Here is a 22,417-nt window from a genome sequence, read left to right on the forward strand (position 1 = left end):
GTTGCGAATCCCTTTCCTCTGGAGCGTGATCATGACCCAGGCAGCACCCGGTTCCGTCGACACCCATACGTTGCGAAAAGTCATTGCCGCCGCCTCGATCGGTAATTTCGTCGAATGGTTCGACTTTGCCATCTATGGCTTTCTTGCAACGATCATTGCCGAGCAATTCTTTCCCAGCGGCGACGCGAAAGCCGCTTTGCTCAAGACCTTTGCCGTATTCGCCGTCGCCTTTGCCTTCCGGCCATTGGGCGGCATCGTTTTCGGCATGCTGGGCGATCGGATCGGCCGCAAGAAGATACTGGCCCTGACAATCCTGATGATGGCCGGTGCCACGACGCTGATAGGCCTGTTACCTACCTATGCCGCCATAGGCATGGCCGCTCCGCTACTGCTGACCGTTATCCGATGCGCCCAGGGATTCTCGGCCGGAGGCGAATACGCGGGTGCCTGCGCCTATGTCATGGAGCATGCACCACGGGAAAAACGCGCCACGTACGGAAGTTTCGTACCCGTATCGACGTTCTCGGCCTTTGCCTGTGCAGCCGTATTGGCCTACGGTCTGGATGCTACGCTTACCAAAGACGCCATGGCCAGCTGGGGCTGGCGTATACCCTTTCTTATTGCAGCGCCTCTAGGCCTCGTAGGCCTATATTTGAGGTTGCGGCTAGGCGAGACCCCGGCGTTCCAGTCTGTCGAGGCTCAACACGCAGTAGCACACGCGCCACTGCGTGAAACGCTCAAGTCCAATAGCGGAGCTATCTGTCGGCTGGGCGCGTTTATTTCCGTAACGGCCCTATCCTTCTACATGTTTACAACCTACTTTGCGACTTACCTGCAGGTAGCCGGTGGGCTTGATCGCGCCTCCGCCCTTCTGGTTACCGTCATTGCCCTGGTTTTTGCAGCCATGCTATGCCCATTCGCAGGTCTCTTTTCAGACAGGGTCGGGCGCAAGGCTACCGTATTTACAACCTGTACCTTACTGATTGTTGTGGTTTATCCATCGTTCTGGATGGCCAGCTCAGGCAGCCTGCTGCTGTCGGTTCTAGGCGTACTGCTATTGGCCGTCGGAGCGGTACTGTCCGGTGTCGTTACCGCTGCGCTGCTGTCAGAAGTCTTCCCCACCCGGACGCGCTACACCGCCTCAGCCATTACCTACAACATGGCTTATACCGTTTTCGGCGGTACTGCGCCTCTCATGGCAACCTATTTGATTGCACAGAGCGGTAGCAACCTGGCACCAGCGTTCTATCTCATCGCGATATCCGTAATGGCGTTGATCGGAGGTCTGCTGCTACCCGAGACGTCAAAGGTTGAACTGAGCGAGGTAACTGGGCGTGTGCCCGCTGCGGAGACGGCTTCCTTGACCAGCATGACCACCTGAGCCGGTTTCAGCGGCAGGCGGCAAACCTGTCCATCGCCTGAACGTTTGTCAGCCTTTGTAACGATCAGGGAACAGGACGTCTCGCAGTGGAGTCCCCTTTAGATACCGATTGGTTCTATATGGAGATAACACACGATGAAAGCCCTGCATGAACCACTAATGGCCACACGTAAGTCCCAGCAGTCACTCAATGAGCCTAATGTACAGGGAACCGAGCGCACCCTTTCCCTCGTAGGTGGTGGCTTACTCCTGGCAGGCGGCCTGCGCCGTGGCGGTCTTCTGGGGCTGGCACAAATGGCCTTGGGCGCACTGGTAACAGCCCGTGGCGTCACTGGTCGTTGCAAGGCCAAGGCAGCGCTTACGCCTACGCCATACGAATCGCTTCTGCAGGAAGAGTACGGCTGGACCAATGCCGAAGCGATTTCCCGCACGATTACCATCGGCAAGCCTCGTGCCGAGGTCTACGATTTTGTACGCAGCATTGAAAATCTCCCCCTCTTCCTGCGTCGCCTCGAACGCGTCCAGCAGATGGACGCCACTCACTATCGCTGGGTTGCGGTAGGCCCACAGAATCGGACAGTAGAGTGGAATGCGTTCCTGGAGGAAGAGATTCCGCAGGAACGTATTGTCTGGAGCACCGAATCCACAGCATACCTTCAGCATAAAGCCACCCTCACCTTCAGAGATGCCCCTAACGGCATGGGAACGGAGTTGCAGGTCGTTTTGGCGTGTGAACCGCCAGCCGGCCGGGTGGGTTATGCCGCAGCCAGTCTGATCAGCCAATTCTCGGGACGTGAGCTTAATCTTGATTTGCGTCGCCTGAAGCAGCTCCTGGAGACCGGCGAGATTACCAACAGCCTCATGAGAACAGGTGCTGTTGAACGGGTCCCGGTGGATGAAGTGTCAGCAACCGTACCGTTGGAAGGCGAAGTGATCAGCGAGCCGCGCACCATCGCGTCACATACCGATGAGACTCGTCAGGGAGGGGCTTACTGATGCGCGCGCTCACCTGGCAAGCCCCTAACGTTCTTCAAGTAGAAACCGTACCGGACCCGGAAATCGTTAATCCACGCGATGTCATTCTTCGCGTCACCATGTCATCGGTATGCGGCTCCGACCTTCACCTACTAGGCGGTTACGTGCCGGCCATGAAGCCGGGAGACATCATCGGCCATGAATTCATGGGTGAGGTAGTTGAAGTTGGCTCCGGCATTAGCCAATTCAAGAAGGGTGATCGCGTTGTTACCATATCCATTATAGGGTGCGGCAACTGCGAACACTGTCAGCGTAGCGATTTTTCCTGCTGCGACAACTCCAACCCGAATCCGGAAACGACAGATCTGGCCTACGGTCAACCGTGCTGCGGCATTATTGGTTACAGCCATGCCTTTGGCGGATATGCGGGAAGCCATGCGACGTATATCCGCGTGCCCTTTGCCGACGTCAACCTGTTCAAGGTGCCCGACGGCGTTACCAATGAGCAGGCAGTCTTTGTGTCGGACGCTGCGCCGACTGGCTATTTTGCTGCCGATAATGCCGATATCCAGCGGGGCGATACTGTCGCCGTCTGGGGCTGTGGCGGTGTTGGCCAGATGGCCATTCGCATCGCCTACCTAATGGGTGCCGAACGGGTTATTGCTATCGACCGCTTCGCCTCTCGCCTTGAACTGGCCGAGAAGAAGGCCGGCGCGATTACCATCAATTACGAAACCACGAATGTCCACGAAGCCTTGCTGGAGTTGACCGGTGGGCGCGGGCCGGACCGCTGCATCGACTGCGTCGGCATGGAAGCGCACGGCACCGAGCTGGATTATGTATACGACAAGACTAAACAACTGATGCACCTGCACACTGAGCGCGGCACTGTGCTTCGTCAGGCCATTCGGGCCTGTCGCAAAGGCGGTACGGTATCCGTGGTGGGTGTTTACGGCGGCCTCCTAGACAAATTCCCCATGGGCGCCATCGTCAACAAAGCCCTTACGGTTCGCTCTGGCCAGCAGCCAGGCCAGCGGTATGCCAATAAGCTGTTCGAGCACATTCAGAAAGGCGAGCTGGATCCGTCCTACCTGCTGACGCACCCGATGAGTCTGGAAGATTCACCGCGCGGTTATGCCATGTTCAAGGAAAAGACCGAGGACTGCATGCGCGCGGTATTCATGCCGTAAATGGGAGTTGTGCATGGACGACGAGAAGGATCACCCACCTCCAGAACCCACCAAACTGACCCAGTCCAAAGAGCGCTGGGTCAATGAGGGGCGCTATCTGACAGGCCGTATTTCACGGCCCGAAGAGGAGCGTTTACCGCCCGGTCAGCATCTGGTCAAGAACTGGCCCATACTGGATCTGGGCGTCAGGCCAACCGTTACTCGGGAGCGTTGGCAGCTAAACGTAATCGGCGCAGTGAAAAACCCGCAGAACTGGAACTGGGATGCCTTCATGGCGCAACCCCAGTCTCGGTTGGTCAGTGATATTCACTGTGTAACCAGCTGGTCTCGCTACGACAATCAATGGCAGGGTGTAACCACGCAGGACCTGCTGGATCGTGTACAGCCGCACCCAGACGCGCGTTTTGTACTGCTCTACTCCAACGATGGGTATACCACCAACCTGAAGCTGGAGGATTTCGCAGCTCAGGGTGCCCTGCTTGCCCATTCCTGGGAAGGCAATCCCCTCTCAACCGAGCACGGCGGGCCGGTACGCCTGATCATACCCCACCTGTACTTCTGGAAAAGTGCCAAGTGGATCAGGCGAATCCAGTTTCGGGTCAGCGATGTGCCCGGCTATTGGGAAGAGCGCGGGTATCACAATCGTGGTGATCCCTGGCAGGAAGAACGTTATTCCGACGATGAGTGATGCCTTCAGGCATCACTCACTCTTGTTTTCATCAAGGGAAGTTGGCCTGTAATGCCCTTTCCAAATCGTCAGGCTTGAACGGCTTGGCCAGAACCGGCCGATTTTTCCACTCTTCCGGCAACCCGTAGGCCCCATAACCAGTAGAGAACATAAAGGGGATGTCGCGCGCGGCCAGCTGCTCGGCAATCGGAAAAATTTCACGCCCACCTACATTCACATCCAGAATGGCCAGATCGAAAGTTTCTGAGGTGGCCAGCCGCATGCCTTCATCAAAATCAGCCGCGCTACCTGCTACGTCGTAGCCAAGCTCATCCAGGATATCTTCAAGCAGCATGGCGATCAGTGTTTCGTCTTCGACAAGCAAGACACGTTTACGGGTAGTGGTCAAACGAAGCTTCCTTTGGGCCTGACCTGCAGGCACAACAGCGGGATGGATAAATGACATTCGAGGCCTTGCGGTACGAATGTGGTTACGACGCGCCCTTTCAGTTCACGCGTAATGCTGCGATCGATCAGGCGAGAGCCAAAGCCTTTGGTCTGGGGAGTCTCGACAGTGGGACCGTCGCGCTCCAGCCAGCTGAGTTCCAGGCAATCATGCCCCGTATGTTCATCTTTACCGACATACCACTCCAGCTGCAAGCGCCCTTCCGGGACGGAGAGTGCACCGTATTTTGCGGCATTGGTGATAAGTTCATGAAAGACCATGGCCAAGGCCAGTGCTTCTCGGGGCTCAAGCGCATAATCACTGCCAAAAAGCGCAATGCGGTCAGACTTTTCCTGCTCAGTATAAGGTGCAATCTCCTGCTCGATTACCGCTCGGAGTTGAGCCCCTTGCCATTGCTCATGGGTCAGCAGGTCGTGGGCCTTGCTCAAAGCCAGCAAACGGGCATCGAATGTTTCGCGGAATCGAGACTCGGCATTTGCGCTACGCAGGCTATAGGTTGCAATGGACTGCACCGTCATCAGCGTGTTTTTCACCCGGTCGTTCAACTCGTTGATAAGCTCACGCTGCTGAGCCTCCGCCTTCTTGTGGCGGCTGATATCCACACACATGTTGACGGCGCCAGTGATTTCACCTTGCGCGTTACGCAAGGGGGACGGGTACGCCGCAAACGGAACACGCGAGCCATCCTGCCGCAGAATAAAGCCTTCTCCACCTTGTATGGCCTTACCATCGCTAAGTACTTCAGCCATGAAGCATTCATCATGGTTCAGCTCACTACCATCCGGCCACTGCATCTTCCAAGAGCCGCACCACTGGGCCTTACCCAATCGGGGACGATACCCCCAAAGCTCCACTGCGGCTTCGTTGTAAAAGGTCAGGTAACCCTTCGCGTCGGTGGTGTAAACGGCCACGGCAAGTCCATCGAGCAGCTCACTCAAATGCCGCTCGCTTTCGCGCACGGCTTGCTCGTCTTTTATCCGCTGGGTGATGTTATGGGTCACGGCCAGATGAACTCTACGACCATCCGGCAGGCGCAGCGGAACCGCATGGGTTTCCATGTTTACCCGGGAGCCAGCCAAGCCAATGATGTCGTAGGTCCAGCTGAGCTGCTCACCGTTGCACACGCGCAGGTGATTCGCGATCCATATCTCCCGATGCTCGGGCACGATGAGATCGAATACGCAAGACCCCTGTACCGCTTCAAGGCAGTCGGCCTCAATCATGGCAAGGCCGGCCCCGTTCATCTGCATCAGCGAGCCGTCTTCGGTTACGATCTTGATGCACTCGGGCGTTGCATCAACGATAGCTTGAAGAAAAGCCTGACTTTCCTGCAATTTCCGCTCGCTTTCCTTGCGCTCGGTAATATCCTGAAAGCAGTTGATGGCACCCTTGATCTGCCCGATCTCGTCAAAAATCGGCGAAATATTGATCAGTGCCCAACGCTCCTGCCCCACCAGGCTCTGAACTCGCAACTCATGATTGCGCACCGGAGCACCGGTGCGCAGCACGCTGGCCATGGGCGACTCTTCGGGTTGCATCACACGTCCGTCGACATGAAAAATTCGATCGATCCCGATATAGTAGGTTTCGCCAGGGACAAGCTCCCGCCCCCAGAATTCCGCTGCCTTGCGGTTATAACGAACAATGGCGCCCGTTGCGTCACAGACGAACGCAGCGGCCGGTAGAAGCTCGAACACCATATCGTTCAAGACATCTGACGACAGCGATGGCATCGGAGCAGGATCAGGGGAAGAGACTTCCAGCGTGCAGTTCATAATCCAGGAGGTGCTCAACAAGCCGGCCATAAAAGGTCGGTATTTTACAGTTTTGTGCCTTGAGCGCGTCATGCCCGTCTCGACAAACGGTCATTAATCGATCAAAGGGTTGCCGCCTCGTCGGAGCAAGCGAACCGATTTGCCATTTTCTGCTTCAAACATGGCGTATTGATGTTGAGGCCGTTATGCAAGCTAAGCAATTTTCCCTGGCAGACTGGCACCGCATTCTCATCGGCGAAACACCTTGGACGTTCCTGATAGAAGTGGTTATCCGGGCTGGGCTAACCTATGTTCTGATCATGATGGCCATGCGGCTCCTCGGGCGGCGCGTGGCTTCCCAATATACGCTCTTCGAACTCTCTGTAGTCGTTACCCTGGCCGGTGCAATTGGTGTACCGCTGCAAGCGCAGGAGCGCGGCATGTTGCCGCCTCTGATCATCATGGCAGGCGTCATTATCTTTCAGCGAGTAACTGCGCGTCTGACCATGCGCCATCCCAAGGTAAACCATGCCGTCTCGGGCAGTGTGATGACTGCCATCACCAATGGGCGACTGGAACTGGAGGTCTTGCGAAAGACTGTCCTGTCTCGGGAAAAAATCTTTGCACTACTGCGCATGCGCAACATTCAGCACCTGGGCCAGCTCAGCCGCGTCTATATCGAGCCTTCCGGCTCCATTTCCATCGTACTGACTGACCAGCCCTGCCCTGGGCTTTCTATTATTCCGGAGATCGACACCGAGTTGCGGGAAGCAGTAGCCAGCCGGGACCATTTTTCCTGTACGAGCTGCGGGTACACACTCAAGACTCAGCAAGAACCGCAATGTGCCTGCGAATACTGCAAGGCTGAGCGCTGGATGCCAGCCGCTGTAGAGCTGGAGGACTGAATGCTGAACATCACATCCTGGGATTGGCACCGTATTTTGCTGGGCGAAACACAGTGGCCGTTCATGATCGAGGTGGTGCTGCGTACCGGCGTGATCTACCTGCTTCTGCTCATGATGATGCGCATGATGGGCCGCCGTGTCGCCGCTCAGCTCAGCATCTCGGAACTGGCCGTCATGATTACGCTGGGTGCGGCGATTGGTGTGCCCCTGCAGACACCGGAAAAAGGCATCCTGCCTGCTGCTGTTCTCTTGCTGACGGCTCTGATTTTTCAGCGAGGCCTGTCGTTTCTGTCATTCAAGAGACGCTCGGTAGAAGTGGCGACCCAGGGGGACTCAACCATTCTCGTCAAGGATGGCCGTCTGGTCATCGACAACATGGTCAAGGCCCGCCTCTCGTCCGAACGTATTCACTCGGAGCTGCGCGCGCAGAATATCCAGCATCTGGGGGAGGTTCGCCGTGTCTACCTGGAGTCATCCGGCCACTTCAGCCTGATTAAATACCGTACGCCGCACTATGGACTCTGGCTGCTGCCAACGCCAGACGATGAAATGAGTGAGCGTATCCAGGTCAACAGCCACTATGCCTGCTCACGATGCGGTCACGTAACGGAGTGCAACCCTGCGCCTGAAGATCAGGAGTGCGACTGCTGCGGCAACAAGGAATGGCTACCCGCTGTGAGGCGTCTAGGAGTAAAGATGCAGGAGAAAGAAGACGATCAGAAAGCATCGGAGTAACCCTACCGCACGCCAGACAATAATAATTGTGGAGAACTTTCAAACGTGTGCAGCCTTCTACTTCTCATAGGTGGTCGACAGCCCTACTGGGTGTGATCTTAACCATACGCAACAGGGCCTCCCCATCATGAAAGATTATGAGCAGATATTTGACCAACCTGAGTCCATTACAGGTACCAGCGCAGCCGATGAGCTGGATTGCGTTATTGTGGGCGCAGGGCCAGCGGGCCTTACAGCTGCCATCTACCTGGCACGCTTTCACCGCAAGACGCTGATCGTCGACGACGGTGCCAGTCGTGCCGCCTTGATTCCCCTCTCTCATAACTATCCCGGCTTTCCACCCGGCATTTCGGGTAAAGGTCTGCTAGAGCGTTTGCGGGAGCAGGCAACGACCTATGGTGCCCGTTTCGAAAATGCTCGAGTTGATGACATCCAGCAGCGCCCGGAAGGCTTTGAAGTATTCTTCAACGGCCAGAGCGTGTTGACGCGTCGCGTATTGCTGGCCACCGGTATACAGGATGAACTGCCCGATATGCCTAGCGTGTACGAAGCCATCGCAGCATCCTCTGTACGCTTGTGCTCAATCTGTGATGGCTATGAGATCAATGGTGATAATGTGGCGGTGTATGGCGAGGCAGAATGTGCCATCTCACACGCTGTATTCCTGCGCACGTTTACGAATCGGGTGACCGTTGTCATACACGGAGAGCCAAAGGCCTGTGAGGAAGCGTTTGCTCTGGCCGAGCACTATGACATTCGCTTGATCAGCGACCGTGTAGAAGGCATCCGCCTGCTGGAAGACCAGCAGGTAGAACTCAGGACCTGCAAAGGCGAGATCCATCGGTTCGACATCGTTTACCCATCTTTGGGCTCTAGAGTCCGTTCCGAGCTGGCCATACGCCTGGGCGCCGAAGCCGACGATACGGGAGCACTGATTGTTGACGAGCATTTACGCACTTCGATTCCGGGCCTATATGCCGCAGGCGATGTCGTCAAATCACTCAAGCAAATCAGTGTAGCGACCGGCCACGCTGCACTCTGCTCGACAGCCATTCACAACAGTCTTGAGACCAATCCCTGGACAGCGCGGAACGCGGCCCCGACACAGTAAGCATGCAACAAAAAGGGCCAACCGTACGGTTGGCCCTCGATACAACAGAATACTTACTTCTTGGCAGTTTCACCGGCTTCGGAGCGCGCCATGAACGCCATGGTGACTTCCGGCAGATGCTCTCTCACCCACTCGGCCATGGCAATTTCCTGCGGCAGGATCTGCTCGCACACTCGCTTGGTTTCAAGATCGCCAGCCGCTTCGGCGGCAGAGATCAGCACGGTGTACATGGCGATCTCGACGTTCTCAAAGACATAACTGGCCATGGACCCCTTGACCACTTCGTCAGTCATGAACATGCCGCCCATCGCCTGCCCCATGGCCATGAACTTACCGGTAAAGTCCTTCATGGTGGAGGGGCTGGTCCCCAGACGGGTCAGGCAGCCTTCGATCAGCTGAAGCTGGGACTGGGTTTCTTCGATGTGCTGCTGAATACGGGCGGAGAGCTTAGGATAATTCTCAAGACGTTCCAGCTGGCCCTTCAGCATTTTGTCTGCCTGCTGTTCCATGCCATGGGCATCTTTGAGCCAGTCGATCAGATGTTCTTGACGAGTAGTCATGTCTCTTCACCTTTTGGTCAGGGTAGAAGTTAGTTAAGCGAAGCGAACTTTCCAACTTACGCGGCTAAATCCGAAATACATAAGCGGCTGTTATTACTTAAAGTTTTACAACTCTTGTATTAAATAATGCACAACGCCTTAGTTTCTTCGCTATCCACTTCTGTTTAGTCAACTGCCCTTCTCACAAAGTTCTCGCCAACCATCGCATTATGACCGACTGAAAAATACATACCCACAGACATAATACCTTCAAATCCCATTCTAGAGAGCTCTGTTAGCAATGAAGCGCCATATGTCTATAGCGAGACGACTTGAATTTATACAAGATTTATACAACAGCCTAGTCGACTCTTGAGTCATAAATGGACTAATCAAATCTAAAAATAAAGTTTCCTCAAAGTACATTCCACTGGTCAGTTATTTGTGGCAAGAGGAATGCTATGACGCCTCAAGAGTCCATCCTCAGGTGCCACTATTGTGTGCAACCGTGACTATTACTGACGAGGCGATAAAGGGAATTAACCCTCTCCCGAAGCGATTAAACCTGGGGGACAAGATGGATACATTTGCTGGACTTCTGGATATGAAAGGCACGCCGCTGGATAAGCAGCGGTTTACCTGGCGTGAAATGGCCACTCGACCGATTAGCAAACTGGATGATGATGCTACGACTCGCATCCGCATCATTCTCATGAACGGCATCGAAACCGAGGCCCTTCGACTCAAGCATATCGGCGCGCGGTTCCACAAGGAGCTGCAACCTCATCTGGCCCATATCCGCCGGGTAGAGCAGCATCAGGCTACCGCCATCAACTGGCTGATCTCCGGTGACCACTCCCCGCTGGAAACGACCATTGCCTACGAGCAGGTGGCTATTGAAGTCACGGCGGCAGTCGCCCAGAACGAGCCTGATCCCTACCAGGCACAGTCATACCGCTTCGGACTTCTGGAAGACTTCGATCACCTGTATCGCTACTCGGCCATGTATGACCGACTGGAGGGGAAGGATCCGAACAATATTCTGCAAGGGTACACGGACATCATTCCGGGTCGTCCGACCAGCCAGCATCACCGGAACCCCAGTGACGATTTACGCGACAGCTATGACAAAACTACCGCGCAGCTGATCACCAAGATTCATGCGGCGATGATTACCAGCTCGGAATACCAGACTCACGATTATTACATGAATATCGGCAACACGTTTGCCGATCCGGTTGCACGCGCGCTGTATGCAGAAATCGCTTCGGTTGAAGAGCAGCATGTGACCCAATATGAGTCCCTCATGGATGCCAGCGAAACCTTCATGGAAAAATGGCTGGTTCATGAGGCGATGGAAGTGTATGCCTACGCAAGCTGTGCCGAACAGGAAGAGAACCCGCGCATCAAGGCCCTGTGGGAACGCTTCCTGGATTACGAACTGGGCCACCTGGAATTTGCCTGTGACCTGTTCAAGAAATACGAGCGTCGTGACCCGGCTGAAGTGCTGGTTGGCGAGCTGCCCAAAATGCGCCCCTTGAAGCGCAACCGCGACTTTGTGCGCGAGACCCTTTCGAAAGAAATAGACCTGCGTGCCCACGGTATTCACTACGTACCGAAGGAGAAGGAAGACAAGGCCTCTCTGGATTATCGCAACCACCTCAACTCAGAGGGTATTCCGGCGGATATTGCCTCGGCAGGTTATATCTGGACACCCGGTACCGAACTCTTCCGTAAACCTTGAGGACTCGCCATGACTACTTCTGCACCCATGGGGTTGAATCGCACCGGCACACAGATGTCCCCCGAGGACACCAAAAGACAAATTGAGGCTACTGAGCAGTTCCGCCAGGATATCCCCCCAGGCGATGCCTCGCGCATTACTGAAGAGCGCGTCAAGTTCATTCGTGAGCATGAGGCTATTGATGAGCAGGTCGGCTCCGTTCCTCCACCCGGCTCGGTGAAAGGCGTACTGAAAACCGGCCTGGACAAAATGATGGGTAAAAACCCTGAATTGCTTCTCGACAAACTAGGCGAGCGCCTGGCCTACGAGCGCACCGGGGTTCGTCTGTATGAAGCCTTCATTGCCAAGGTCGCCGCAGCACCCGATGCCCGTCCGGAACTTCTGGAAACGCTCAGGACTATCCAGCAGCAGGAAGCCGAGCACATGCAGCTGCTACGTGAGTCCATCGAAACACTGGGTGCGGACCCTACTGCCATGACGCCTTGCGCCCATGTCTCTGGCACCATGGCTCAAGGAATTATCCAGGTACTGACAGACCCCAGAACCAACATGGCGCAATGCCTCAATGCCATGCTGACCATCGAGCTGACAGACAATGCTGCATGGGAGTTGCTAATCGAGCTGGCTCGCCAGGCGAACCATCCCAATATTGCTTCCAGCTTCGAAGTGCCTATGCGTCATGAGGAAGAGCACCTCGTCAAGATCAAGACGATGTTGCGTGACGAACTCAAGGCCCAGCTCAGCTGATTGAGTATTGCCTTGGCAGAAGGCCCGCATGATGCGGGCCTTTTGTTTGGTCTCAGGAATACGGCGTGACAGGTAGGGCTCGCTTATGATGCGAACCGCTGTAGTATTTGAAAATAACCTGATAGGCATGGTCACTGACCTTCTTGCCTTCAAGGAAATCATCGATTTCGGCGTAGCTAATGCCAAACGCCTCTTCGTCCGGCTTACCGGGCGACAGTGATTCCAGATCCGCCGTGGGAACCTTGTGCACAAGATTGTCAGGCGCACCCAGGTATTCGCATATCATGCGTACACGGCGCTTGTTCAACCCATGCAGCGGAGTCAGGTCGCAGGCACCGTCGCCAAACTTCGTGTAGAACCCCATCAGTGCTTCCGCACCATGGTCAGTCCCGATGACCAGCCCCTTGCGGGCACCCGCCACCGCATACTGAGCAATCATGCGCTGACGCGCCTTGACATTGCCCATGACGAAATCCTGCTGCCCTTCATCACGAAAGGCCAGCTTGCTGTCCTGCAAGCCCTGCAGCATCCCGTCGGTAGCCGGCTTGATATTCACGGTCAGCACCTCGTCCGCCTGAATGAAGCCTAATGCGCGCTGGGCATCTTCTTCATCCTTCTGCACGCCATAGGGCAGCCGCATGGCAATAAAGCGGGCGTTGTGACCTTCACTACGAGCCTGCTCGACGGCCAACTGGGCGAGACGACCTGCAGTCGAGGAATCTACCCCTCCGCTGATACCCAGCACATACGCCTCCATGCCGGTCTTGATCAGGTAGTCCTTGAGAAATTTGATACGCAGCTCGGCCTCACGCTGGGCATCGAATTCGGCGGGTATTTCGAGTGCCTTGATAATGTCACGCTGAATGGATTCGTAATCGTCTGACATGCGTTTAGCCTCTCTCTCCGCGTAATAGTCGTGCATGGAATAATGGAATATTCGTCAAACTGTAGACGGCTGCTGCCAATTGCACGTCCTCCCGGCCACCAAAGAACCGCTCGGTTCGGGAGAAGACTACCAGCTCGCCCTGATAACGAAAGCCCCAGCCAAAGCATACGGTGCCAGGAGGTATTCCATCTACTCCATCCGGGCCTGCAAGCCCCGTGTTAGAGATGGCGACCGCTGCATCACTGTCATGCAGAGCACCGATGGCCATTTCCCGCGCCACCTCTTCACTCGTCAGGTTGAACGTATCGATCGTGTACGGGTGAACGCCCAGCAAACGCTGCTTGGCAGCAGGAGAATAAACGACATAACCGGCATCAAGACAGGATCCACTGCCTGGAATTTCAGACAGCAGGTGAATAACCCGCCCTGCCGTGCAGGACTCGGCTGTCACCAGCAGCATGTCGTACTCTTTCAAATAATCGAGAACCGGTTGGATATCTGACCTCATGGATGCTCCCACGAAACGAAGTGCGCATTTTCGTTATGAAAGGCAGCCGCCGCGCAAGTTCGATTGGAAGAAGCTTACGTACCGTCAGGTGCGCTTCAAATCGTCAGGCACATCCACGTCACGATAGATGCCGGGATCACTGCACTCTACCCAGCGTAGCTCACCTTGCCCAAACAGCCCTCGCCCGCCACGGTCGCCCGTGAGCGCACACAACGCCTTGAAGTAACGACGGCCAAACGCCACCGGGTTGCCGGCCACCGGAGTGCCGGCCACCGGGTTACCAGCCACAGGAGTGCCGTCTGGAGAATTACTGGATGCTGGTGAAACGCTGTTCTTTAAACGGCAGAACGGCACGGCAATCACGTCCTCTGACACCGCCTCGGCTATCTGGCGGAACGTCTTCGGCTGTACAAACGGCATGTCGCCCAAGGCGATCAACCAGCCACGATGATTTGGCTCGGCCGCAATCGCCTGCGCCAGTGTTTCGCCCATCCCCTGGGTTTGTACGGCCAGTACGTCAAAACCTTCGCGTCTGGCAAGTGCCGCCACCTCTCCATTATCCGGTCGGGTCACGACCACCCGCCGCTGCCCGATAGCCTTGAGATTGCGCAAGGTTTGCTGAAGCACGCGGGTCGACTCGCCTATCCCAGTTTCATACCTGGCTAGCAGCTTGTCAGTCCCGGCCTGGGCGCGAAAGCGACTGCCCTGCCCGGCCGCCATCACGATCACGCATAGCGAATCAGCCACGTCAGGCCACTTGATCGACAACAGGCTTGGGCTGTTTCTTTTGCGTCAGCGCAACACCATTTTTTACAGCGACCACTTCGGCCAGCAGTGAAACAGCAATCTCGGCCGGCGTATGGCTACCGATATGCAGGCCAATAGGGCCGTGCAAGCGATCGATTTCATCCTCGCTCAAATCAAACAAGGCCAAGCGTTCCCGACGCTTGCGACTGTTACCCAACGAGCCCAGCGCGCCGACATAGAAAGCCGAGGACTTGAGCGCGGTTAGAAGCGCCATGTCATCCAGACGCGGATCGTGAGTCAGCGCCACGATCGCCGTCCGCTCATCAGGAACAATGGAAAGCACCGCATCGTCTGGCATACCCGGGACGAAACGCGCCTTTGAAGTCTCCCAGCCGTGGTTGAATTCCTGCCGCGGATCGCAGATCAACACGTCGAAATCCAGCATGTGAGCCATTTCGGAAACGTAGCGGGACAGCTGACCTGCGCCAATCAACAGCAATCGCCAACGCGGGCCATAAACGACACGCAAGGTCTGCCCATCCAAATGCAGGGCGTCGTCCGCCTGCGCCGAAAACAACTGAACGGCTCCGGTGCCAAGTTCAAGCTGCCGGGCCACCAGCTCGTGATTGTCACAGCGGCTCAGTAGATCGGCAATCCACTGTGGATCACCTAAAGGCTCCTGCACCAAACGCAGCGTTCCGCCACAGGGAAGCCCGAACCGAGCGGCCTCCTCCTGCGTCACACCGTAGGTGATGAGTTCTATTCCAGTTTCGGGAATCCGGCCATCATGCATGCGTGCAATCAGATCATCTTCGATGCAGCCACCAGAAACCGAGCCGGCAGCACGACCATCGTCCCGCAGAGCCAACATGGCACCCGGTGGACGCGGGGAGCTTCCCCAGGTCTGAACCACCGTAAACAACACAACGCGATGCCCCTCCCGACGCCAAGCCAAGGCGCTGCGCAACACACTCGAATCCACACTATCCATTCAATTCACTCAATCGGTAAGCCAGGAGGCCATGCGCTGCCAGTGTATAGCAGGCGCGCTTTGCCTCGACAGTCACGGGTAGAGCCTTTGAAACGTATCTGGTTCCCCGTCCGTCATGGCGCTTTGGAACCTCGGACGCAGCGGCCAACTCAAAACTGGAAAGCACACACCTGGAGGTAACCGGTATGCCACGTTCGATTTGGAAAGGCGCCGTCAGTTTTGGACTGGTCAATATTCCGGTTTCCCTGGTATCCGCCACCTCCAGCCATGGAATCGATTTCGACTGGCTGGACAAGCGCAGCATGGACCCGGTGGGCTACAAGCGCGTCAACAAGAATACGGGCAAAGAGGTCTCCCGGGAAAACATCGTCAAAGGTATCGAGCACGAAAAAGGCGAGTATGTCGTGCTTAGCGACGAGGAGATTCACAACGCCCTGCCGGAAGCCACCCAGACGATCGACATTCTGGCGTTTGTCGAGGCCAGCGAGATTTCCATCCTGCACTTCGAAAAGCCCTACTTTCTGGCCCCTGAAAAACACAGCGAGAAGGTATACATCCTCTTGCGAGAGACGCTCAAGCGCACCGGCAAAGTTGGCGTAGCCAACGTCGTGATGCACACCAAGCAGCACCTTGCTGTAATCATGCCCTTGGGCGATACGCTCGTGCTCAACACCTTGCGCTGGGCCAACGAGGTTCGCTCAGCCGAGGACGTGGGTCTTGAAGACCTGGACGCCAAGGTGTCCAAGCGCGAGATCGACATGGCCGAGCGCCTGGTTGAAGACATGACCGAGTCGTGGGATCCAGAACAATACCATGACACCTTCGAAGACAACGTCATGAAGCTGGTTGAGCGCAAGGTGCGTGAGGGCAAGCTCGAAACGCTTGAAGCGCCTGAACAGGAAGCACCCAAACGTACGGCCGATGTCATTGACCTTACCGAGCTGCTCAAACGTAGCCTGAGAGGCACACGCACGCCGCCCGAGAGCGACGACGAAAAAGCCCAACCCTCCAAGGCAAAGCCAAAGCGCACCAGCACCACCCGACGTTCGTCAGGTACCGCCTCACCCAAAGGCCGTAAAGCAGCCAAATAAGGAACCCGGCCATGGCGAACCCGCTGAGCGAGTACTCCCGTAAGCGAAACTTCAAGGTGACTGCAGAGCCTGAAGGCAATGCGCCCCATGCGCGCACCTCGCCCGAAGCGCTACAGTTCGTCATTCAGAAACATGATGCGCGCCGGCTGCATTATGACTTTCGTTTGGAGCTGGACGGCACCTTGAAGAGTTGGGCCATTCCCAAAGGTCCCAGCTATGACCCCAAGGAAAAGCGCCTGGCTGTTCACGTTGAAGATCATCCGATCGAATACGGCACCTTTGAGGGCAGCATTCCAGAAGGCGAATACGGTGGCGGAGACGTCATCGTCTGGGATCGTGGCATTTGGATACCCCATGGCGATGCAGCTACCGATTATGCGGCGGGCAAGCTCAAGTTCGAGCTGCAAGGCGAAAAGCTCAAGGGCAACTGGACGCTGGTGCGCACGCGCCTGCATGGCAACGGCAAAAAAGAGCAGTGGCTGCTGATCAAAGAAAAAGACGATGACGCCAAACCTCATAGCGAATATGACGTAACCGAGGCTCTACCTGACAGCGTACTGAGCGAGAAGACTTTACCGCGACTGGGCAAAACAGCGGCGCCTGTTGCCAAGGCAGCAGAGCCAGCAAAACCCAGGCGGCCCCGTACCACGGCGACAAAGGCAACATCTTCCGCTGCGCCTTTGGCACTGCCTGAAATGGTCGAAGCCCAACTGGCCACGCTGGTCGACGCGCCCCCAGCAGGCGATTGGCTCTATGAGATCAAGTTTGACGGGTATCGCCTGTTGACCCGTATTGATGATGGCAAGGTCAGCTTTATCACACGCAACGGCAAAGACTGGACCCATCGTCTGCCAGAACAGGCAAAGGCTCTCTCAGCACTTGGCCTGGATAATGGTTGGCTTGATGGCGAAATTATCGTACTCGACGACAATGGCGTCTCTGACTTCCAGGCCCTGCAAAACGCTTTCGATACCGGCCGAAACACCACCATCCTCTACTACCTGTTCGATATGCCGTTCTGTAACGGTACGGACCTGCGTAGTTACCCACTCGAAGAACGTCGTCGTGCTCTCAAAGCCGTACTGGATACCACCCAGTCTGACGTCATACGCTATTCGGAAGCCTTCGACGTACCCGCCGACAAGATACTGGAAAGTGCCTGCGCCATTGGTCTGGAAGGTGTCATTGGAAAACGTGCCGGCAGCCCGTATACCTCCAGGCGCAGCAACGACTGGATCAAGCTTAAGTGCAAGCGCCGGCAGGAGTTCGTCATTGGCGGCTATACCCAACCCCAGGGAGCAAGAAGTCATTTTGGCGCGCTGCTAATCGGCCTGCATGACAGGGACGGCTCACTACGCTTTGCAGGAAAGATCGGAACGGGATTTACCCGGGAAAGCCTGGCTGCACTCCATGAGCATATTCAGCCCTACACCACTGACACCTCCCCCTTTAAGAACCCGCCTCGGGGTGCTCAAGCCCGCGGCGTTACGTGGCTCAAGCCGGAATTACTGTGTGAAGTAGCGTTTGCAGCCATCACCAACGACGGAATTGTACGCCAGGGTGTTTTTCATGGATTGCGGCAAGACAAGCCGGCTCAGGATATTGGGCTCGAACAGGCGCAGGTCGTCCCGCGCAAGGCTTCGTCCCTTGCGCCAAAGAAAGCGTTAGCCTCAACGAAAAAAGAGGGTGCTGAAGTCGCAGGCGTGCGCATCAGCCACCCAGAGCGCGTTATCGATCCGTCTTCAAAAACCACCAAGCTAGGCGTCGCAGAGTACTATGAGCGTATTGCGCTATGGATGTTGCCGCACCTAAAAAACCGGCCGGTTGCCTTGGTACGGACTCCTGAAGGCATCAAAGGCGAACAGATATTCCAGAAGCACAAGCAAACCCTGGCAATCCCGCATATCCGCGAATTGGACCCGGCTCTGGATCCAGGCCATGCACCGCTTATGGTGATTGATAGCCTTGAGGCACTGCTGGGCGCTGCGCAAATGGGCACGGTAGAACTGCACACGTGGAGCGCCAGGGCTGACCAGATCGGTAAACCGGATCGCATGATCTTCGATCTTGATCCTGATCCCAAACTGCCCTGGAAACAGATGCTGGAGGCAACGGAGCTGTTGCTGACCCTGCTGGATGAGCTGGGCTTCAAAGCCTTTATCAAGACCAGTGGCGGCAAGGGCCTGCACATTGTTGTTCCTCTGCAACGCAGAGATGACTGGGATAGCGTGAAAGACTTTGCACAGGCCATTACTCAGCATATGGCGGCGGTTATTCCAGAGCGCTTCTCCGCCAAGATGGGCGCGCAGAACAGAGTCGGCAAGATCTTTATCGATTACCTGCGCAATCGCGAAGGTGCTACCACGGTATCGGCCTATTCGCTACGGGCACGCCCGGGGCTGGGCGTATCGGTCCCTATAAGCCGTGAGGAGCTGAAAACACTTGAACGAGGCGACCAGTGGACACTGGAAACGCTGTTCGACCATTTGGATCATCGGCAAGATGATCCTTGGGCAGATTACGCAACCGTGCGCCAGAGGATTACCGCTGCGCAGCGAAAAACGTTAGGTATGGAGTAAATGATTCGCCTGTACTGTTGATGTGCCTCAAAAGCGCCCAATATCAGTTCGGCATTATGCGAGGTAGTGGCCTCGCACGAGGAACAGCGATATGACGACGCTCAATACCCGCACCCTGGAGGAAAAAAGCGCCTCTGCGCAGGAGTGGGCCGCCTGGCCCCGATTTGCCGGAATTCCGGAAGTCGATGCCAATCATTTGGTCCCGCCAGGTCGACGGGCCGTAATTATCGCGCCTCATTCGGATGACGAAATTCTGGGCTGTGGCGGCTTATTGGCCCAGCTTGCCGAGCTGGGGCGCAAAGTTCTTTTAGTCAGCGTAACGCGGGGTGAATACAAGCAAGGGCTGGGCAGCCAACCGGTTTTCCATGTACCTACCCTGCCGGAAAGTCGTGAAGCCAGCCGACGGCTGTGCCTGGAGTCCGTAGACATCTGCCGGCTGGACTTTTCCGACGGCATCGCCAGCAATGAAGAACAACGGCTTAGCGAACAACTGGCGGCACTCATCAAGTCGACCGATACGGTGTTCACCGCCTGGCGCGAGGATGGTCATGCCGATCACGAAGCGACAGGCCGTGCCGCCAGCTTTGCCTGTGTAGTCACAGGGGCTCGCTGTATTGAAGTCCCGCTTTGGGCATGGCAATGGCTCCGTCCGGGTGATGACCGCTTTCCCTGGGAGCGGGCTCGACGGCTGCCGCTGGATGAGTCCAGTCTTGCCGCTAAGCGCTATGCTGTCGAGGCATTCAACACAGCCAACGGCCCGGCGCCGGAGCCTATCCTGCCATCCCATGTATTGTCGCGCCTGTTTCGGCCCTGGGAGATCTTTCTGGTTTGAGCACTACCGGTTACGGTCAAGCAACTGCATGCGAGGCAAGGCGAAATGCCAACGGATCGCGGCAAGCCGAATGAGAAGCACTACCAGCATCGCAACGCCTGTGACCAGCTCTGCCGGCAGCGCCAGGCGGCTCAGCCCGATATATACCAGCGAGCCGAGAATACAGGGTGTAGCGTAGATCTCCTTATGAAAGATCAGTGGAATGTCATTGCAGATAATGTCTCGGATGACACCACCAGCCACACCGGTCATGACACCCATGATGACGGCTGTGCTTAAAGGTACCTGCTGACGCAGGGCGACTTCCGTTCCGATCACGGTAAACACTGCCAGACCAAATGCATCGGCGATCAGAAGCGCTTTTTCCGGTATCGGTCGCGTCAGACGTACCCACAGCACCGTACCTAAAGTGGCAAAGACAACCACTGCAATGTAGGTGTCGTCCCGTATCCAGCTTACCGGATGCAACCCCAGAATCACGTCCCGCAGGGTTCCGCCACCCAGTGCAGTTACCAGGGCCACTACCAGAACACCAAATAGATCCATTGCTTTGCGCCCGGCCATCAGGGCGCCGGTAATAGCGAAAACGGCAACGCCACATAGATCGCACAGATAAAACAGCGAAACCATCGAGAGCTCCATCAGAGGGTAAAGAAGTCACCCGGCGTTGTTCCGAACTGCGCTCGAAACGCAGCGATAAAGGCTGACGGCGAATCATAGCCGCAACTCAAAGCTACCGCCGTGACACTGTCGCCCCGCTCAAGCAGGGTCAGTGCGCTTAGCAGACGCAGCTTCTGCCGCCAGGCTCTGAAGGTAAGACCGGTTTCCCGCTGAAAATGTCTACTCAGGGTTTTTTCGGAAGCCCCCAGCAGTAATGCCCACTCCGCCAGGGTACGCTGATCATCCGGCGCTTGCTGCAAGTGTTCACACAATCGGCGCAGTCGAGCATCTGCTGGTAATGGCAGCGACAACGCCATATGAGGCGCGATTGCCAGTTGATCGATCAGCACCTCGACCAGGCGTCCTTCGCTGCCTTCTTCATCGTACTCGACAGGAAAGGTCGTAAACGTTCGTATCAGTTCGCGCAACAGCAAACTGACGCTCAGTACCCGACACTCGGCCCCCCGGTTCGGCAATAGCTGCGGTCCTAGGTAGAGGCTGCGCATTTCAGCCTCGGCTGAAGAGCGCACCTCATGCTCCAGCCCCGCCGGAATCCACACGGCCCGCTGAGGAGGTGCGACAAAACTACCCGCGCGAGTGTGCACCGAAAGCACCCCCTTGATGGCGTAGGAGAGCTGCGCCCACGGATGACTATGCCAAGGCGTCCAGGAGCCACGTGCCAGCGACTCGGCCCGGGCATAAACCGGGCGAGGCAGCGCTTTGAGAGAAGGAATCTGCCGGCGTAACTCAGCGGATTGTCCGTTAGGCGACATTGAAAGCCTTTTTGACGTTAGTCGGAATAATCACACCACAGTAGACTGCGAAGTCAGACTCAACAACTGTTCGAGAGATGTGAATGGCTCGTCCACGCTTTTTACCCGACAACTTTACGTTGTACCTGATAGCAACCGTCACGTTGGCTAGCATCTTTCCCTGTAGCGGAACCGCTGCCGGGGTACTCAATGTGATCACCAACATCGCCATTGGCCTGTTGTTTTTCCTGCATGGTGCCAAGCTGTCACGCGAGGCCATTGTAGCGGGCGTTACCCACTGGCGCCTTCATCTCCTGATCTTCTGCTGCACCTTCCTGTTATTCCCGCTGCTGGGCTGGGCGCTCAAGCCACTGCTTTCGCCCCTCGTCACGCCTGAGCTTTACATGGGCGTACTGTATATGTGTGCCCTACCGGCAACCGTACAGTCTTCCATCGCCTTTGTTTCAATGGGCCGTGGCAACGTGCCTGCCGCCGTGTGCAGTGCCTCGGCGTCCAGCCTGATTGGTGTGTTCCTGACGCCGCTCCTGGTAAGCCTGCTGCTGGACACGCAAAGCAGTGGAGACACCAATGGCATGTCCACCCTAGATGCCATTACCAAGATTTTCCTTCAGCTCCTGGTTCCCTTTATTGCGGGTCAAATCCTGCGCCGCTGGATTGGCGGATGGGTCGACAAACACAAGTCCAGCCTCAAGTTTGTCGATCAGGGCTCCATTCTACTTGTTGTCTATACTGCGTTCAGCGCTGCCATTCTTGAAGGCCTCTGGTCATCCATTCCACTAACCGCTTTGCTGGGCCTTGCTGCAGTCTGCTCGGTAATCCTCACCCTGGCGCTGCTGATTACCCGCTATACGTCGCGCCTGTTGGGCTTTAACAAAGAAGATGAGATCGCAGTAGTGTTCTGCGGCTCCAAGAAGAGTCTGGCGACTGGCGTGCCGATGGCTAAGGTGTTATTCGCTGGCAGCAGCATGGGCGCCATTCTGCTACCCATCATGCTGTTTCATCAGATCCAACTGATGGTGTGTGCGGTATTGGCACAGCGCTACGGGCGGCGTGAAGAGACAACCGTCAGTGAAACCAAGGTAGCCAAGGCGCACTGAATTCTTTTGCTTCACCTATAAAAAAGGCCGGTCACTACC

General features: G+C 56.1%; 22 protein-coding genes. 13 read left to right on the top strand and 9 right to left on the bottom strand.

All coding sequences use genetic code 11. The features are described from left to right. Window positions 1–31: 31 nt before the first annotated feature. The 4 genes from PLU01S_RS11425 (at window position 32) to PLU01S_RS11440 (ending at window position 4,234) form a co-directional block, all read left to right on the top strand. Window positions 32–1,381 carry an MFS transporter gene (locus PLU01S_RS11425; protein WP_074825477.1) on the top strand — a complete coding sequence of 450 codons (1,350 nt, stop codon included), beginning with the start codon at window positions 32–34 and terminating at the stop codon, window positions 1,379–1,381. 135 nt (window positions 1,382–1,516) lie between these two features. Continuing rightward, a complete protein-coding gene (locus tag PLU01S_RS11430; protein WP_074825474.1) occupies window positions 1,517–2,377 on the top strand; it encodes an SRPBCC family protein in 861 nt (286 codons plus the stop codon). Then, window positions 2,377–3,546 (top strand): zinc-dependent alcohol dehydrogenase, encoded by a 1,170-nt coding sequence (locus PLU01S_RS11435; RefSeq protein ID WP_010798103.1) that lies wholly within the window; start codon window positions 2,377–2,379, stop codon window positions 3,544–3,546. The genes PLU01S_RS11430 and PLU01S_RS11435 overlap by 1 nt, the downstream gene beginning before the upstream one ends. A gap of 13 nt (window positions 3,547–3,559) precedes the next feature. Further along, on the top strand, window positions 3,560–4,234 hold the full coding sequence (locus tag PLU01S_RS11440; RefSeq protein WP_074825473.1) for a sulfite oxidase-like oxidoreductase: 675 nt from the start codon (window positions 3,560–3,562) through the stop codon (window positions 4,232–4,234). A gap of 31 nt (window positions 4,235–4,265) precedes the next feature. Here PLU01S_RS11440 and PLU01S_RS11445 read toward each other — a convergent pair whose 3' ends face one another. After that, the gene (locus tag PLU01S_RS11445; protein WP_074825471.1) at window positions 4,266–4,622 is read right to left on the bottom strand and encodes a response regulator; all 357 of its coding nucleotides are present in this window, start codon (window positions 4,620–4,622) and stop codon (window positions 4,266–4,268) included. Beyond that, entirely contained in the window at window positions 4,619–6,484 is a 1,866-nt protein-coding gene (locus tag PLU01S_RS11450; protein ID WP_074825469.1) for a PAS domain-containing sensor histidine kinase, read from the bottom strand. Before PLU01S_RS11450 ends, PLU01S_RS11445 begins: the two co-directional genes overlap by 4 nt. Window positions 6,485–6,639: 155 nt before the next feature. Between PLU01S_RS11450 and PLU01S_RS11455 the strand changes: the two genes are divergently transcribed. The 3 genes from PLU01S_RS11455 to PLU01S_RS11465 all read left to right on the top strand — a co-directional run bounded on the left by PLU01S_RS11455 (window position 6,640) and on the right by PLU01S_RS11465 (window position 9,184). After that, window positions 6,640–7,338, top strand: a complete 699-nt coding sequence (locus tag PLU01S_RS11455) for a DUF421 domain-containing protein (protein ID WP_233432144.1) — start codon at window positions 6,640–6,642, stop codon at window positions 7,336–7,338. After that, window positions 7,339–8,073, top strand: a complete 735-nt coding sequence (locus tag PLU01S_RS11460) for a DUF421 domain-containing protein (RefSeq protein WP_074825463.1) — start codon at window positions 7,339–7,341, stop codon at window positions 8,071–8,073. Between the two features lie 127 nt (window positions 8,074–8,200). Beyond that, window positions 8,201–9,184: an NAD(P)/FAD-dependent oxidoreductase gene (locus PLU01S_RS11465; RefSeq protein ID WP_233432143.1), complete on the top strand. Its 984-nt coding sequence runs from the start codon at window positions 8,201–8,203 to the stop codon at window positions 9,182–9,184. A gap of 53 nt (window positions 9,185–9,237) precedes the next feature. On the opposite strand, the gene PLU01S_RS11470 is transcribed toward PLU01S_RS11465, so the two are convergent. Continuing rightward, a complete protein-coding gene (locus tag PLU01S_RS11470; RefSeq protein ID WP_010798096.1) occupies window positions 9,238–9,744 on the bottom strand; it encodes a ferritin-like domain-containing protein in 507 nt (168 codons plus the stop codon). Window positions 9,745–10,300: 556 nt separating this feature from the next. Here PLU01S_RS11470 and PLU01S_RS11475 point away from each other — a divergent pair. After that, window positions 10,301–11,467: a hypothetical protein gene (locus PLU01S_RS11475; protein WP_074825461.1), complete on the top strand. Its 1,167-nt coding sequence runs from the start codon at window positions 10,301–10,303 to the stop codon at window positions 11,465–11,467. A gap of 9 nt (window positions 11,468–11,476) precedes the next feature. Beyond that, window positions 11,477–12,214, top strand: coding sequence for a ferritin-like domain-containing protein (locus PLU01S_RS11480; protein ID WP_074825459.1), 738 nt, complete (start codon window positions 11,477–11,479; stop codon window positions 12,212–12,214). Between the two features lie 52 nt (window positions 12,215–12,266). On the opposite strand, the gene nadE is transcribed toward PLU01S_RS11480, so the two are convergent. The 4 genes from nadE to PLU01S_RS11495 form a co-directional block, all read right to left on the bottom strand. Next, complete coding sequence (gene nadE, locus PLU01S_RS11485; RefSeq protein ID WP_074825458.1) at window positions 12,267–13,100, bottom strand: ammonia-dependent NAD(+) synthetase; 834 nt, start codon at window positions 13,098–13,100, stop codon at window positions 12,267–12,269. A 4-nt stretch (window positions 13,101–13,104) separates the two neighbouring features. Then, complete coding sequence (locus PLU01S_RS25680) at window positions 13,105–13,608, bottom strand: CinA family protein (protein WP_010798092.1); 504 nt, start codon at window positions 13,606–13,608, stop codon at window positions 13,105–13,107. Window positions 13,609–13,692: 84 nt separating this feature from the next. Continuing rightward, window positions 13,693–14,355 (bottom strand): nucleotidyltransferase family protein, encoded by a 663-nt coding sequence (locus PLU01S_RS25685; RefSeq protein WP_083397878.1) that lies wholly within the window; start codon window positions 14,353–14,355, stop codon window positions 13,693–13,695. A 1-nt stretch (window position 14,356) separates the two neighbouring features. After that, window positions 14,357–15,346, bottom strand: a complete 990-nt coding sequence (locus PLU01S_RS11495) for an XdhC family protein (protein ID WP_074825456.1) — start codon at window positions 15,344–15,346, stop codon at window positions 14,357–14,359. Window positions 15,347–15,531: 185 nt separating this feature from the next. Between PLU01S_RS11495 and ku the strand changes: the two genes are divergently transcribed. The 3 genes from ku to PLU01S_RS11510 all read left to right on the top strand — a co-directional run bounded on the left by ku (window position 15,532) and on the right by PLU01S_RS11510 (window position 19,848). After that, window positions 15,532–16,437: a non-homologous end joining protein Ku gene (gene ku, locus PLU01S_RS11500; RefSeq protein WP_074825454.1), complete on the top strand. Its 906-nt coding sequence runs from the start codon at window positions 15,532–15,534 to the stop codon at window positions 16,435–16,437. Between the two features lie 11 nt (window positions 16,438–16,448). Then, entirely contained in the window at window positions 16,449–19,016 is a 2,568-nt protein-coding gene (gene ligD / locus PLU01S_RS11505) for a DNA ligase D (protein ID WP_074825452.1), read from the top strand. Window positions 19,017–19,107: 91 nt separating this feature from the next. After that, window positions 19,108–19,848, top strand: coding sequence for a PIG-L deacetylase family protein (locus tag PLU01S_RS11510; RefSeq protein WP_010798087.1), 741 nt, complete (start codon window positions 19,108–19,110; stop codon window positions 19,846–19,848). 3 nt (window positions 19,849–19,851) lie between these two features. On the opposite strand, the gene PLU01S_RS11515 is transcribed toward PLU01S_RS11510, so the two are convergent. Next, window positions 19,852–20,478, bottom strand: a complete 627-nt coding sequence (locus PLU01S_RS11515; RefSeq protein WP_074825451.1) for a trimeric intracellular cation channel family protein — start codon at window positions 20,476–20,478, stop codon at window positions 19,852–19,854. An 11-nt stretch (window positions 20,479–20,489) separates the two neighbouring features. Then, entirely contained in the window at window positions 20,490–21,281 is a 792-nt protein-coding gene (locus PLU01S_RS11520) for an AraC family transcriptional regulator (protein WP_019365026.1), read from the bottom strand. A gap of 83 nt (window positions 21,282–21,364) precedes the next feature. Between PLU01S_RS11520 and PLU01S_RS11525 the strand changes: the two genes are divergently transcribed. Further along, window positions 21,365–22,378, top strand: a complete 1,014-nt coding sequence (locus PLU01S_RS11525; RefSeq protein WP_074825449.1) for a bile acid:sodium symporter family protein — start codon at window positions 21,365–21,367, stop codon at window positions 22,376–22,378. The last annotated feature ends 39 nt before the right edge of the window (window positions 22,379–22,417 follow it).

It is taken from the genome of Pseudomonas luteola NBRC 103146 (assembly GCF_002091675.1).
In the GTDB taxonomy this organism is placed as follows: domain Bacteria; phylum Pseudomonadota; class Gammaproteobacteria; order Pseudomonadales; family Pseudomonadaceae; genus Chryseomonas; species Chryseomonas luteola.